This is a genomic window from Mesorhizobium sp. M1348, from assembly GCF_040317925.1.
Taxonomy (GTDB): domain Bacteria; phylum Pseudomonadota; class Alphaproteobacteria; order Rhizobiales; family Rhizobiaceae; genus Mesorhizobium.
Window position 1 is genome coordinate 44,789 of sequence record NZ_JAMYLH010000020.1, and the last position, 13,476, is coordinate 58,264.

Sequence of the window (13,476 nt, forward strand, 5' to 3'; positions counted from 1 at the left end):
TCTCAGGCTGCCTTTACTTCGTTCAGCACTTCCATGTAGCGGGCGCGCCTCGGAATATCGTCCCAGAAAATCATGGAGTTGATCTCTCGAGTTATGTCGTCGAGACCGAGAGCGACCCACGTCTCCGGCTCCATGTGGGCTTTCGACGCAGGATTCATAGGCGTTACGCCATACAAATCCGCTTCCTTGCCCTGTGAGTCCGCGCTAAGAATATGATTGATGAAATGGTGAGCCAACTCACGATTCCGACTGCCCTTCACTACAAAATGCGAATCTATACCGCCTAGAGGCGGTTTGGGCAGGAATTCACGAACAGGAACACCCCTCTCCTTCAAATTTTTGGTGATGTAGTTCCAGGAATTCGAAGCTATAACTTCATTGTTTGTGAACAATTCGATGGCTTCTCCGGCCTGCGACCAATATGTGCGAACGAGCGGCTTCTGTTCGATAAGCTTTGCTTGGACGGCTGCGAGCTGATCGTCGGGCATGTTCCAGATGTCTTTAATTCCCATCCAATTTGCCACGTCTCCGATAGTGGAGACGTCGTCCCACATCGCGATCTTACCAGCATTCTTTGGGTCGAAAAGAACTCCGAAGTCATTGCCTTCTGGAAGCTCTTTCGCGTTTACTGTAACCGGAGAAACGAAAAGAAAGGTGGGTGCCCCGTAAATTTGACCGTCCTTGGCAATGAAGGGCACCTTTTTCGCGCGCGGGAAAATGCTTTCGAAGTTGGGGATCAGGCTCAGGTCGAGAGGCTCGACGAATCCGGCGTCGATTGCTCGTCGAGCGAGGGAGCTGACGATTACGACTAAGTCATAGTCGGCACCTCCCGCGGCCAGCTTCGCCATATATTCGTCGTTAGATCCCACATAGGTCTTCGACACCTGAACTTTGTACTCGGCCTCAAAGTTCTTGACCCACGCGTCGTCTGCGTAACCCTCCCAAGTAAGAAGCCGCAGTTCCTGCGCCCCGAAGGCCGGGAGTGACGCAGATAGCGCGCCTACAGCGCCAAGCGTCATTGTGGCCGTGGCTTTGATGAACGTTCTGCGCTGCATAGCTTTCCCCTTTGTTTCGTTTTGCAATTTAAAGCGAGTTATAGAGAGACCTCACGTTCTCCAGCGTGTAAGCAAATGCGCTCGGCCTCTCGAAGCGCCAAGCCTCGTGCGGTGCGCCCTCCAGTGCGTTTTTGAGATTGTCTGCTGTGACAACCGAGCCTGCGTGGAGCCAATTGGCAAGGTCAAGGATGGCGGTCATGTGCATGAGCTCGGTTAGGGTGCCGCAGGCATCCTTTACGATCGTGATGCGGTAGTCGCGCCAAATTGCATCCCAAACTGTCGTTTCGAAACAAGCCTCGGTCCAGATGCCGAACATGATAAGATGATCCACATCGAGTCGGCGCAGGAGAAGCTCCAGATTCGTGTTATAGAACGCGCTGAACCGTTGCTTTCGTACAAGCAGATCTTGCGCCTCCGGCTTAAGGTTGATGTGAATCTCTGCAGCGGGAGTATCCGCAACGCCGTTTTTCGGTCGACCATCGCTCTGGAGATCGATATCAAGCGCATCTACTCCTCTAGGATCGAGCCAATGTTGAGTGTAAATTATCGGCAGGCCTGCTGCGCGACACGCGTCGAGAGCGGTTTTAGCCTCCCGAATAAGCTCATCGCGATTGTAGATCGGCGAGGCTCCTTCCGGTTCGATACAGTCGTTTTGCAGATCCACGGCGATGACCGCAGTTCGTTTGAATTCTTCGCGCAAAATCACGTGTACCCTCTCCTCTAAATGGCTGCTGAGATTCTCGTTGCGTGTTCGATTTGGCTACAAATCGGCATTCCCAAATGGATAGTGGACGGCTAAGATTGTTGAGTCAAACAAAATTTTGTTCGATAGAATAATTATCACGGATGGGCTAAGCTGGAGCTTGGGAGAAGTTATGCCGCGGATTAAGGTGAGGGACTACAGACGGAACGAGCTTATCGACGCGGCTATTTTGTCTCTTGCTGAGCACGGACTCTCCGACACGACCTTGGCGACAATCGCTCAGCAGGCTGGGGTCTCGCCGGGCCTCGTCAATCACTACTTCGACGGAAAGGAAGAGCTGTTGGAGGCGACACTCCGCCGTCTTATTTCAGATCAAGTGTCGGAGATGCGTCGGCTGATCCCACCAAACCCGACAGCTATGCAAAAGCTGGAGGCTTTCATCGACGTCAGCCTGCGGAAAGAACAGCTCAGGCCGGGTTCTGCTCTCGCATGGCGGGCATTCTGGTCTCATATACCGGGGCACCCGAGGCTTGGCGCGTTGCAGCGAACGATCAATCGACGTTTTCGATCCAACATTCTCCATTCGCTCCGGCAGCTCCTTCCGGCGGATGAAGCTGAAGAGGTGTATCTCGGACTCTACGCGTTGGCTGACGGCTTTTGGATCCGTCAGTTCATTGATCCGGAAAGCTTTACGATGGACGATGCGCGCAAAGTATGTCGACGGTATCTGCAGAGGGCGATCGACGTTTCCCGAGCACAGAAATGCTGAAATCGATCACCATTGCGAGTGACCCCTTGTATTTCTAGGATTGGAAAAATGAACGCTTTCCCAATTTTGAGCAGTAAGAATTGAAGTAGCAGCGCGCCCGTGACCTTGAGTGCACCGACTAGGGTCAGGACCTATTAATTTGTTGAATTGATATCTGTTGGGTGATTCAAGGTGGCAGGAGGTGCCGCCTTGAGTGATTTGCTGATGTTGACCCCGGAGCAGATGCGCCGGATCGAGCCCTATTTTCCTTTGTCGCATGGTGTGCCGCGTGTAGATGACCGCCGGGTGCTGAGCGGCATCCTGTTCGTGATCCGCAATGGTCTTCGCTGGCGAGATGTCCCTTCTGACTACGGTCCGCACAAGACCATCTACAACCGCTTCATCCGCTGGAGTCGGCTGGGCGTGTTCAACCGCATTCTGGCGGAACTGGCCGCGCAGGGCGGTCAAACGGACAATCTGATGATTGATGCCACCCATCTCAAAGCGCATCGCACGGCGGCGAGCCTGCTCAAAAAGGGGCTCTATCCCGATGTATCGGACGCAGCCGAGGTGGACTGACCACCAAGCTGCAAGTGGTCTGTGACGGCAAGGGACGCCCGCGGCTGCTGCATCTGAGCGAAGGGCAGGCCAATGATCACAAGACTGCTGCGGCAGTGATCGAGGATTTGCCCACCGCCAACGCCCTGCTGGCCGATCGGGCCTACAGTTCAGCGGCCTTCCGCCAGGCGCTCGTCGAGCGCGGTATCACGCCATGCATCCCGCCCCATGCATCGTGTTCAGCACAGCTACGATCCTGTCCTATACCGACAACGCCACAGGATCGAGAACATGTTCGCACGCCTCAAAGACTGGCGACGCATCCACACCAGGTACGACCGATGTGCTCACACCTTCCTGTCGGCGATCGCCTTCGCTGCAGCCTTCATCTTCTGGATCAATGAGTCCTGACCCTAGCTAGTTTCCGTCCATAAACGGCAAACGATTGATTCTGTTGGATGAATCGCGGCTTTGCGCGAGCAAGGCCCGGCGGTTTCAGGTATCTTGGATCATGCCACTGATTCCAAAGCCTTGCCACCGCCGGAGCCGACAATGCGCCAAGAACGCACCGTCCAAGATGGGGTATTCGGCTTGCGCCCCATCTTGGCGGAGCGGCATGGAGGTGCTGCGCTTCGAGCTGATGGTAGAACGTGGTCTGTCCGAAACAGCCACAAGCATCAGGAAAGGAAGCGCAGCATGAAACATCATGCAGGATTGGACGTCTCGGTGAAAGAGACGGCGGTGTGTATCGTCGACGAAACAGGCACGGTTTGCCGCGAGATGAAAGTTCCCAGCCATCCGGAGGATCTTGCGCGGGTGCTCAAGGATCCTGCCTGGAACTTTGAGCGGATCGGTCTTGAAGCCGGGCCCTTATCGCAATGGCTGTTCGAGGGCCTTGCCAAAGCCGGCCTGCCGTTGATCTGCATTGAGACGCGTCACACCAAGGCATTCCTGAAGGCGCAGGTGAACAAGACCGACCGCAATGACGCGCGCGGCATCGCACAGATGATGCGGGTCAACCTGTTCCGCCCGGTGCATGTTAAGACCCTGACGAACCAGAAGCGTCGGGCGTTGCTGACGGCGCGCAAGCTGCTGCAGGAAAAGGCGATTGCCATCGAGAACGACATCCGCGGGCTGCTGCGCAACTTCGGGCTCAAGGTCGGCATCGTCGGTACGGTCAAATTCGAGCAACGCATCCACGAACTGGTTGAAGGCATGCCTGATCTGGCCGAAATCGTCGAACCGCTTCTCGACGCTCGCGGCAAGCTGCGCCAGCACTTTGCCACCCTTCACCGCAAGCTTCTGGCGATCGTCCGGGATGATGAAGTTTGCCGCCGACTGATGACGACACCAGGTGTAGGCCCGGTCGTGGCTCTGGCCTATACCACCACCATCGACATTCCTGCCCGCTTCCACAATTCGAAAGCGGTCGGACCGGTTTTGGGTCTGACACCTGTGCTCCATGAGTCGGGCGAAAGCCGCCGGGTCGGCCGGATCTCGTTATGCGGTGACGATATGATGCGAACGCTGCTCTACGAAGCCGCGCAGGTCCTACTGACGCGCGTGACGAAGTGGTCCTGGCTGAAGGCCTGGGCGATGAACGTCGCCAAGCGGCGTGGTCGGCAGCGGGCCATCGTTGCGCTCGCCCGTAGACTAGCGGTGATCATGCATCGCATGTGGAGCGATGGCACACGGTTCCGCTGGACCAAGGAAAGCACACCGGTCGCCGTCTGAACTGGGCCGTTAAGAAGGAGACAACAAAGTTCCACTTGCCGGTGGAAAAACGTCCTTCGCGGGACGATGGATGAGGTGAGTTCGCTATGCTGGCGGTGCCGATTGTACATCAGGACGCGTCCAAGATTGTTCCACCTCGTTCTGCGGATTCCCCATACTGGGAGGGCCAAGGCGCCGATCCCGAAGAGAAGCAAGACCCGCGAAAGACGTCATGCCGGCGAAGCGGAAAGCTCGAAAGTGCTTGACCTCAAGCCGCCGAATAGAGAAGCCAGCATATTCGATCTTTTCGCCACGCACGAGATCGGTCACGAGTTGAAGGCGATGTCGCAATGGCTGGATGAGCATCGCGACCTTCTTGGCTTGGTGGCGCGCGATTTGGTGCGGGTCGACGTCAAGGCCACCGGACGGCAGGGCCTGCCTGCCGAAGCGGTGTTGCGCTGCGCGATCCTCAAGCAATACCGGCAACTGAGCTACCAGGAGCTGGCGTTCCATCTTGAGGACTCCGCTTCGTTTCGCGCCTTTGCTCGCCTGCCTTTGTCATGGAGCCCGCACAAGTCGGTGCTGCAAAGGACCATCAGTGCGATCCGGTCCGAGACCTGGGAGCAGGTCAATCGGGTACTGCTGTCGAGCGCTCGGCAGGCGAAGCTCGAAGATGGCGCAGTCGTGCGGCTGGACAGCACCGTGACCTCGGCACTCATGCACGAGCCGAGCGACAGCAGCCTGCTTTGGGATGCCGTGCGGGTCATGGTGCGCCTGCTGAAGCGGGCTGACGCCTTGGTCGGCGGTGCCGGCTCAGCATGGCGCGATCATTGCCGCGCAGCCAAGAAGCGGGCTCGCAAGATCCAGTTCACGCGCGGTCGACCCAATCGGGTCCAACTCTACCGCGAGCTGATCGCAATCGCCCGTGCGACCTTGACTTATCTGGAGCAGGCGAGCGAGCGATTGGTACTGGCGAGCACACCGTCCATCGCACTGTGGCAGCTCCAGGTCCGTCACTATCGGCCGCTGGTCGAACGCATCATCAGACAGAGCGAGCGGCGGGTATTGGCCGGCGAGCCGGTGTCGGCCGGCGAGAAGCTGGTCAGCCTGTTCGAAGAGCATGCCGATATCATCGTCAAAGGCAGCCGCGACACCGAGTATGGCCACAAGCTCAACCTGACCACCGGCAAGAGTGGAATGATCCTCGATCTGGTGATCGAGAAAGGCAACCCGGCCGACAGCGACCGATTGCTGCCGATGCTGGAGCGTCACATAGGCATTTGGGGTCAGGCGCCACGGCAGGCAGCAGCCGATGGTGGCTTCGCCACGCGCGACAACCTGGCCACGGCGAAGGCGTGGGGCGTCTCCGACATGGCCTTCCACAAGAAAGCCGGCCTCAAGATCGAGGATATGGTCAGAAGCAAGTGGGTCTATCGCAAGCTGCGCAACTTTCGCGCCGGCATCGAAGCTGGCATCTCGTGCCTCAAACGCGCTTACGGCCTGGCGCGCTGCACTTGGCGCGGCCTTGATCACTTCAAAACCTACGTCTGGTCCTCGGTCGCGGCCTACAACCTCGTCCTCTTCACCCGCCTCAGGCCGACCTGATATCAGCTCGGCATCGCAGCCGTCCCGCCGGCAGAGCCGCCGGCAATGGCGTGCGTCCGATCGTTGCCAAGCACTGCATTTTGTCGATCATCAACTATTCCTGACCTGTCCATGCCCGTCAACGGCGCTTCCGGTCGGATCCAAGCGATTGCAAATGCTGCGAAATACCGGCGTTTATGGACGGAAACTAGCTAGCCACCGCTATCCGATCGAATCGCGGCCCATGCTGTCTGGCTTTACTCCGCTGCAATACGAGCCTACGCGATGCGAGAAATGCTGCTCGGTCGCGGAACCGTCGTTTCCTGCGAGACCATCCGCCGATGCCGCCGAAAGCGCGGCCGACGAAAGACGATGTCCAGCACCTCTATGATGTCCTGCGCATCAAAGGTCAGAAGTGCTGATTGTAGAGAGCCATTGATCAGCGGCGTCTGCTGACGCCACTTCTGAAGAAGCAGGTTCTGCTGCCAAGCGTATAATCACCAACAGATTGCGTTCCTACGGGCCGGTGGGAAGGCAGTACATACGGCCAAGTCGTCACCGGCCGTCACCGTCTTTCGATTACCCACGTCGTCGGCTTGATCCAATGGAGATGCCGAAGGCGATGTCGTGCAAGCGGGTCATGCCGCGCCAGACCACCATGTTGCCGGGAGGCGGATCATGTTTGCGGGCGAGATAGCCGCCAAGCATGGCGATTTGCAGCAGGTAGGCGGCGAGCGTGGGCCGTTGGGGGCGCGGTCGCGTTCGGGACGCGTCGATCTGGTCGAGCGCAGTGATCTCGGCGAAGGTGAGAACGCTGTCGGGCGCGGCGTCTGGCGTATGCATACGACGAAGGCCGCCTACGGATGCGGGCCGACAGCGAACGCGCCGCTCCTGGACGGTCGAGCAGAAGCTGGCGATCGTGCGAGAGGTGCAGGAGATCGGTGATCCGGTGTCGGTTGTGGTGCGGCGCCACGACATGAACGCGAACCACTTGTTCATCTGGATGAAGCAAGCCGGGCAAGGGCGATTGGGCCGATCCAAGCCGTTGCCCGAGACCTCACCGATCGCCTTCATTGATATGGGCGTTGTCGGTTCTGGTCTGCACGATGCAGAGCCGGAAGAGCCGGCTCCTGAGCGATCGCACTCTGAAGTACCGGCTACGACCAGCCAAGCGGTGTCTACCGGTGGCCGGATGGAAATCGTCGGCGCCAACGGCCGGCGTGTGATCGTTGACCGCACTGTCGACGTCAGTGTCCTGCTGCGGATCTTGCAGGGGCTGGAAATGCTGCGATGATCCCGACACAAGGCGTGCGTGTGTGGCCCAGGACGCCTATTCGCGTCCCGCGCGCCATTCTCTGTATGCGAGGTTCAATCGTGCGCCTACATCGATGAACGGTCGCGGGGGCAAAGCATGCGGCTTGTCGAATGCGCTGAAGACTTCGCCGAGCTGTGACTGATGCCCAAGCAAGTGTTCGGCAATTGCGACACCTGCGGCGGTGGACTTAGTCCCTCCGATGCCGTTGCAGGCACATGCGGCGAAAACGCTGTCCGCCACTTGGCCAAACAGGGGCACCGAATTGCGCGTGAGCGCCATTGCGCCCGCCCAGCGATACTGCATCTTCAAGTGACGATGGTCAGGAAACCGGTCCGCGAACTTGCGGTCATGGAGGTCAGCCGCATTCTTGATCGAGGCGGCGCCGACTTCGATCGTCGGGTGGTATGTGTAGCGTGAACGTATAAGAATTCGGTCGCCATCGGGGCCATTGATGCGCCGCACGGTCGTGCCCATCGGCGCGGCCGGTGTCGCTCCCCATTTCCGGTATCCGCCCAGCGCGGAGTAGTTGAATCGCTCGGTGAGCGAGGCGTAAGTAAAGATATGGAGAAGTTCACCGCTTCCGAACCCGAAGCTCTCCGCGTGGCCGTTTGTCGCCAGGATCACCCGGGCGGTCCTCACCTCGCCCTTGGGTGTCTTCACCGTGCAGCCGCTCGATGAACTTTCAATAGATAGGGCAGGCGTCCTCTCGAATAGCCGGACGGGCTCATGAAACAAATCTGCGATGGCTCTCACCAGGGCGGTCGGCTGCACCATGGCCGCACCGGGAGTGAAGAGCCCCGATTTGAAAGTCCTTGTGCCCGTGACGTCCTCGATCTCAGCTGCACTGAGAAGCTGGTTCGGCTCGCCCAATGATTTGAGCTTCGAAGAGTAGGTTGCGAGATGCTCCGTGCCCGCATCGGTCATGGCCACGCTGTATTTGCCGCTAGGATCGAACACGTCTCTGTCCCAGCCATTCTGCTCCGCCAAACGGGCATAGTGTTGAATGGCAGTCCGCGCGACCAAGATTTCGTTACGGCTCTTGGCGACAGCGCCCACCCCGAAATTGCCCGACGAAATATCGTGAGGCAAATCGATGAGGAACCCGGAGTTGCGGCCGCTTGCCCCGTTCCCCACGACGTCGGCATCGATGATGGCGACAGACAGGCTCGGGTCGAGATCGGCCAATCTGACGGCGGCTGCCAATCCGGCGAATCCCGCGCCAATGATGAGCACATCGACGGTGATCGCATGAACCAGTGCCGGCGTGGGCTCCCGCGGAGGAAGTAACGCCGACCAGCCGGATTCCACGCCATGGACGGGAAGACGACGCGCGCGAAAGGTCTTGCTAGTCATCGCACCGCTTCTTGCTCAACCAGTGCGCCCAGGGCGTTCCGAAGCGCCGTGATCCGGTCCGCTGAAAGGGGCCGGAAAGGTTTCCTAGCCGTACCGCAGCCATATCCAGTGAGTTCTGCGGCCGCATACACGCTTGGCACATAGTCGCCGTCCCAAAGGAGCGACATAATTGGTTCCAGCAGCCGCCAAAGCGACTGCACCTCGTCCCATCTTTTTTCACGGGCGGCCTTGACGATCGCCACACATGTGCGCGGCGCAATGTTCGCTCCGCCCCAGATCAGACCTGAGCAACCGGCGAACAGGGAGAACGGGACGAGTGGATCGGCGCCGTTGATGACATCCAAGCCGGTGCCGATCAGCCTGACCTGCGCGACCAAGTCGCCGCTGCTGTCCTTGACGGCGCGGAATTCAGGCAGTTCGCAGAGTCGGCGGAGCAGGTCCGGCGTTATGCGTACGCCCACCGCCTGCGGCACATTGTATCCAATGATAGGCAGTCCGACCTTAGCGACTTCGGCATAGAAGTCGAAGACGCTGTTGTCATCCGAAGGGCCTTCGAAGAAGGGCGGGAGGACCATTACACCGTCAGCGCCTGAGTCCTTCGCAAACTGCGTTCTTTCCACGACCTCTGCCGTAAGCAATGCCGAAGTCTGAGCGATAACCTTGGCCCGTCCGGCGACGATGCGCGCACCACGTTCGATGAGCGACCTCGATTCATCGGGCGTCAAATAGACATGCATGCCCGTGCCGGAGCTGAACACGAAACCGTCGATGCCGGTGGCCAAATGACGCTCGATGAGGTCCTGGAAGCGATCGAAATCGATACCTCCATTCGAGTCGAACGGAGCGGTGATCGCAATATTCAGGCCGGAGAAAACAAATGATGACATTTCAGAAACCCCCGTTTGAGCTACTCAGGTCAATCCAGAGCGTCTTGGTCTGGCAATATTGATCGTGCGCGTGGAGGGCCTTGTCCCGACCGCCGAAGCCCGATTGCTTGTAACCCCCGAACGGGGTGGCGGCGTCCCCCTCCCCGTAGCAGTTCACAGTGACGGTCCCCGCTCTGATCGCCCGTGCGGCCCGAAGCGCCTGGGTGCCGTCGGCGGTGAAAACGGATGCCGCCAGGCCATATTCGGTCTCGTTAGCGAACGAGACCGCTTCAGCCAGGGAACTCACAGCAATCACAGATACAATCGGTCCGAAAATCTCTTCCCGCACTTGCTTGCCGTCGTGGCGGTCAAATTCGATAACCGTGGGCTCGATCGTAGTCCCGTTAAAGACCTTTCCGCCGGCGACGACCCTGCCATCACCCCCCAGATAGCTGCTGACCTTGTCGAAATGCGTCTTAGAGATAAGCGGACCGATACGGGTCTCCGGTTCGAGCGGGTCTCCAACGGTCCAGGTCTTGGCAACCTCCGCCAATTTCTCGAGAAGGCGATCCTTCACATCCTTGTGGACGAAAACGCGTGAGATGGCCGAGCAGTTCTGACCCATGTTCCAGAACGCACCGTTGCCGATGTGGGAGGCCACGGCGTCAAGATCGGCAACGTCGTCCATCACGATGCAAGGATTCTTGCCGCCCATCTCAAGGACCACTTCCTTCAGATTGCTTTCGGAGGAGTATTTCAGGAAGCGACGGCCTGTGTCGGTAGAGCCTGTGAAGGAAATGGCGTCGATGTCGGGATGGCGGCCGATTGGTTCGCCGACATCCGGACCATCACCGGTCAAGACATTGAAAACACCAGCCGGAAGCCCAGCATCGAGCGCGAGCTCAGCTACCCGCAATGTGGTGAGCGACGTCTCTTCAGCCGGCTTGACAACGATCGTGCATCCCGCTGCCAGAGCAGGGCCGATCTTCCATGCGAGCATCAAAAGAGGGAAGTTCCAAGGGAGTACAATGCCGACGACGCCGATAGGCTCACGCACGATCAATCCGAGAGAGGAGTCGTTGGCAGGTGCAACTTGGTCATAGATCTTATCGACGGCTTCTGCATGCCATCTGAGGCTGTTGATAGTCTCGGGCAAGTCGATGTTGATGCAATCGCTGATGGTCTTGCCGCTCTCCAAGCTCTCCATCAGCGCCAGGTCGAGCGCGTTTTCCTCGATGATCGATGCCAGCCTCAGAAGGAATTTTTTGCGGTTCGCCGGGGTCAGCTTCGACCACCGGCCATCTTCAAACGCCTGGCGGGCGACAGCGACGGCCTTGTCGACATCGGCCGCCGAACCTGCGGGCAGCTCCGCCAGAACCTTGCCAGTAGCCGGGTTCAAGGTTGCATAGGTTTTGCCCGAGAGGGCTGCTGTCTGCAGCCCATTCACGATCATCTTGGTTGGCAGCTTCAGTGCTTTCGCCTGCATCTTGTAGTCGACTTTATTGAGCATTTCTGTTCTCCCTCGTGTCAAAGTGACACCGACAATATTATCCATCGAGTTCGCCCTGCATGCCGCTGGGCACGGCGTAGAGCGCCACGTCGCTCCTGAAAACTTCGAGATGGGCGCGCACCAATTCGCCCGCCCGTTCTGCATCCCGGGCTTCGATGGCCTCGATCATCTGATCGTGCTGCCGCGCGGCAGTCTCCTGGTCCTTTTGGATCCGCGTGCCGCCGTTTTGGCGATAGAAGATCTTTCCAATCCGGGCATGGTCGATGAGAAGCTTTTTGAGACTGGGAAGCAGATACTGGTTGTGCGCCATCTTCCCAATGTTCAGATGAAACTGGTGATTGAAGATCACCCTGTTCTCGACGTGGCCGTCGGCAATGGACTGCCGGAACTTTTGCTGAGTCCGCTTGAGGATTTCGAGATCCGCAGCCTTGTGGTTGAAAGCTGCGAGCTTCGTCGTTCCGACATAGATCATCGGAGCGACGATCAGGAAATCCCGAAGCGTCTGGTACGACATGATAGATACGCGCGCAGCGCGGTTGGCCTCAAGGTCGACATAGCCTTCGCCCGCCATCTGTCTCATTAGTTCGCGGACCGGCGGACGGGACAAGCCGAACTCCTCGCTGAGAGCGACTTCGTCGAGAATCGAGCCCGGCTCGAGCTGCATCGTCAGGATACGGTGCACCAGGGTTTCAGCAAGAATACCCTTTCGGTCCGTCGAGGCAGCAGGTTCATCCCGGATCATAATGGCTCCCTAATTTGGAGGATAGACATATTGTAGACAAACAGCATGAGTCAAGATAGATGGACGATACTGCCGCGCGCGGCGAAAGCCAATGGCGTTGCAGGGTGTTCCAACGGGTGGAGGCAAAACGGTTGTTTCATTCATCACCGCGGAGCAGACCGGCTCCCTCCGTTCGGCTGAACGTCGGGTTCATATTAGCCCGTTCTTTCACGTTGACCGCCTTCGCCATGTTTATCGACACGCTCAGACTGGCCAGCGATGAATTTGATAGGTCAGGTCGGATCAAGGCGGACTGGGAGGTGCTGTCGCACAGCCGTCATCTCGTCACGTCGAGCTGCGGCGTCCAGGTCTCGCCGACGTCTTCATTCCTCCACCCGATGGAGTTTGACTACATTGTAGTCGTTGGGGGACGGTTGACCGATGGTCAGTCGGTCGACAACGAAACCCTGAAATATCTTCGGGATGCTGCGTCCAAGGGCGCGCGATTGATCGGAATCTGCACCGGAACGTTCATTCTGGCTGAGGCGGGTCTTATGGCCGCACACGAGACCTGCGTCAGCTGGCTTCATTACCTCGATTTCCGGGAGCGATTTCCTGATCTAAAGGTTCGGGCGGACAGAATCTATAACTTGGATACGACGCGGGGATCATGCGCGGGCGGCAGCAGCACGGCCGATCTGGCGGCAGAACTGGTGCGACGGCACATTGGGAATGCGGCAGAGCGGAACGCGCTCGAGGTGCTGCAGATCGACAAGGTTCGGAACGCAGAGTGGGTACAACCGCGTCGGCCGCTGATGATGGAGGCGCATGACCCAAGGCTTCGCGCTGCACTAATCCTTATGGAGCAGAACGTCGAAAACACGCTGTCGGTTTCCACGCTGGCGGCAACGTTGGGGATCTCCCGACGACAACTCGAACGTCTCTTTTTCAAGGAAGTCAACAGCTCCCCGGCGGTTGCGTATCGCCGGATGCGGCTGGAGCGCGCAAAACAACTTCTCATGAAAAGTGACACTCCTCTGATCGAGGTCGCTATTGGGGCCGGTTTCGAAAATGCCTCTCACTTCGCAAAGGTCTTCAAAAGGGCTTGCGGTCAATCACCTTCTGTCTGGAGACGCTCGGAGTTAACTTCGCAAAGTTGTCAACAATGAGCTTTGCAGCGCAGGCCCGGTGAGTCGAATGGCGCCCCGTCCCGTTCACCTCGGTAACTCCTATGACCACGATTACGCGTTGCGCTCGGTCCATTTTGTGTTTAGCGCCCTGCCTGCAAACGCGGCTACAACTGCCCAGCTTTCTATCGGATCGCGGGGGTCGCAGGATGAACTCACCGAG

At 58.4% G+C, this 13,476-nt stretch carries 13 protein-coding genes and 1 pseudogene; 7 read left to right on the plus strand and 7 right to left on the minus strand.

The window, feature by feature from the left end; translation table 11 throughout:
* Positions 1–2: 2 nt before the first annotated feature.
* A complete protein-coding gene (locus tag NKH13_RS25845) occupies positions 3–1,055 on the minus strand; it encodes an ABC transporter substrate-binding protein (protein ID WP_352915344.1) in 1,053 nt (350 codons plus the stop codon).
* 28 nt (positions 1,056–1,083) lie between these two features.
* Positions 1,084–1,761, minus strand: coding sequence for a cysteine hydrolase family protein (locus NKH13_RS25850; protein ID WP_352915346.1), 678 nt, complete (start codon positions 1,759–1,761; stop codon positions 1,084–1,086).
* A gap of 169 nt (positions 1,762–1,930) precedes the next feature.
* On the opposite strand from NKH13_RS25850, the gene betI reads away from it, so the two are divergent.
* The 5 genes and pseudogenes from betI to NKH13_RS25875 all read left to right on the plus strand — a co-directional run bounded on the left by betI (position 1,931) and on the right by NKH13_RS25875 (position 6,382).
* Entirely contained in the window at positions 1,931–2,527 is a 597-nt protein-coding gene (betI, locus tag NKH13_RS25855; RefSeq protein ID WP_352915349.1) for a transcriptional regulator BetI, read from the plus strand.
* Positions 2,528–2,716: 189 nt separating this feature from the next.
* Positions 2,717–3,085 (plus strand): transposase, encoded by a 369-nt coding sequence (locus NKH13_RS25860; protein ID WP_352915351.1) that lies wholly within the window; start codon positions 2,717–2,719, stop codon positions 3,083–3,085.
* Between the two features lie 14 nt (positions 3,086–3,099).
* Positions 3,100–3,475 (plus strand): annotated as a pseudogene (locus NKH13_RS25865) (transposase).
* A 285-nt stretch (positions 3,476–3,760) separates the two neighbouring features.
* Complete coding sequence (locus tag NKH13_RS25870; protein WP_352754028.1) at positions 3,761–4,798, plus strand: IS110 family RNA-guided transposase; 1,038 nt, start codon at positions 3,761–3,763, stop codon at positions 4,796–4,798.
* 237 nt (positions 4,799–5,035) lie between these two features.
* Positions 5,036–6,382: an ISNCY family transposase gene (locus NKH13_RS25875; protein WP_352915352.1), complete on the plus strand. Its 1,347-nt coding sequence runs from the start codon at positions 5,036–5,038 to the stop codon at positions 6,380–6,382.
* A gap of 558 nt (positions 6,383–6,940) precedes the next feature.
* Here NKH13_RS25875 and NKH13_RS25880 read toward each other — a convergent pair.
* Positions 6,941–7,204, minus strand: a complete 264-nt coding sequence (locus NKH13_RS25880; RefSeq protein ID WP_352915353.1) for a hypothetical protein — start codon at positions 7,202–7,204, stop codon at positions 6,941–6,943.
* On the opposite strand from NKH13_RS25880, the gene NKH13_RS25885 reads away from it, so the two are divergent.
* A complete protein-coding gene (locus tag NKH13_RS25885; protein ID WP_352915356.1) occupies positions 7,167–7,655 on the plus strand; it encodes a transposase in 489 nt (162 codons plus the stop codon). The two genes, NKH13_RS25880 and NKH13_RS25885, sit on opposite strands and share 38 nt — an antisense overlap.
* A 36-nt stretch (positions 7,656–7,691) precedes the next feature.
* On the opposite strand, the gene NKH13_RS25890 is transcribed toward NKH13_RS25885, so the two are convergent.
* From NKH13_RS25890 to NKH13_RS25905, 4 genes are read right to left on the minus strand one after another with little or no spacing between them, the layout of a single operon-like run.
* Positions 7,692–9,029 carry an NAD(P)/FAD-dependent oxidoreductase gene (locus tag NKH13_RS25890; RefSeq protein ID WP_352915357.1) on the minus strand — a complete coding sequence of 446 codons (1,338 nt, stop codon included), beginning with the start codon at positions 9,027–9,029 and terminating at the stop codon, positions 7,692–7,694.
* Entirely contained in the window at positions 9,026–9,916 is an 891-nt protein-coding gene (locus NKH13_RS25895; RefSeq protein ID WP_352915360.1) for a dihydrodipicolinate synthase family protein, read from the minus strand. Before NKH13_RS25895 ends, NKH13_RS25890 begins: the two co-directional genes overlap by 4 nt.
* 1 nt (position 9,917) lies before the next feature.
* Positions 9,918–11,405 carry an aldehyde dehydrogenase gene (locus NKH13_RS25900; RefSeq protein WP_352915362.1) on the minus strand — a complete coding sequence of 496 codons (1,488 nt, stop codon included), beginning with the start codon at positions 11,403–11,405 and terminating at the stop codon, positions 9,918–9,920.
* A 37-nt stretch (positions 11,406–11,442) separates the two neighbouring features.
* Positions 11,443–12,147, minus strand: a complete 705-nt coding sequence (locus NKH13_RS25905) for a GntR family transcriptional regulator (protein ID WP_352915363.1) — start codon at positions 12,145–12,147, stop codon at positions 11,443–11,445.
* A 227-nt stretch (positions 12,148–12,374) separates the two neighbouring features.
* Here NKH13_RS25905 and NKH13_RS25910 point away from each other — a divergent pair, with 227 nt between their 5' ends.
* Positions 12,375–13,295 carry a GlxA family transcriptional regulator gene (locus NKH13_RS25910; RefSeq protein ID WP_352915415.1) on the plus strand — a complete coding sequence of 307 codons (921 nt, stop codon included), beginning with the start codon at positions 12,375–12,377 and terminating at the stop codon, positions 13,293–13,295.
* The last annotated feature ends 181 nt before the right edge of the window (positions 13,296–13,476 follow it).

Excerpts from the sequence above, each read along its gene's own strand:
- NKH13_RS25845 (WP_352915344.1), bottom strand. The coding sequence starts at position 1,055 with ATGCAGCGCAGAACGTTCATCAAAGCCACGGCCACAATGACGCTTGGC.
- betI (WP_352915349.1), top strand. The coding sequence starts at position 1,931 with ATGCCGCGGATTAAGGTGAGGGACTACAGACGGAACGAGCTTATCGAC.
- NKH13_RS25870 (WP_352754028.1), top strand. The coding sequence starts at position 3,761 with ATGAAACATCATGCAGGATTGGACGTCTCGGTGAAAGAGACGGCGGTG.
- NKH13_RS25880 (WP_352915353.1), bottom strand. The coding sequence starts at position 7,204 with ATGCATACGCCAGACGCCGCGCCCGACAGCGTTCTCACCTTCGCCGAG.
- NKH13_RS25890 (WP_352915357.1), bottom strand. The coding sequence starts at position 9,029 with ATGACTAGCAAGACCTTTCGCGCGCGTCGTCTTCCCGTCCATGGCGTG.
- NKH13_RS25895 (WP_352915360.1), bottom strand. The coding sequence starts at position 9,916 with ATGTCATCATTTGTTTTCTCCGGCCTGAATATTGCGATCACCGCTCCG.
- NKH13_RS25900 (WP_352915362.1), bottom strand. The coding sequence starts at position 11,405 with ATGCTCAATAAAGTCGACTACAAGATGCAGGCGAAAGCACTGAAGCTG.
- NKH13_RS25905 (WP_352915363.1), bottom strand. The coding sequence starts at position 12,147 with ATGATCCGGGATGAACCTGCTGCCTCGACGGACCGAAAGGGTATTCTT.
- NKH13_RS25910 (WP_352915415.1), top strand. The coding sequence starts at position 12,375 with ATGTTTATCGACACGCTCAGACTGGCCAGCGATGAATTTGATAGGTCA.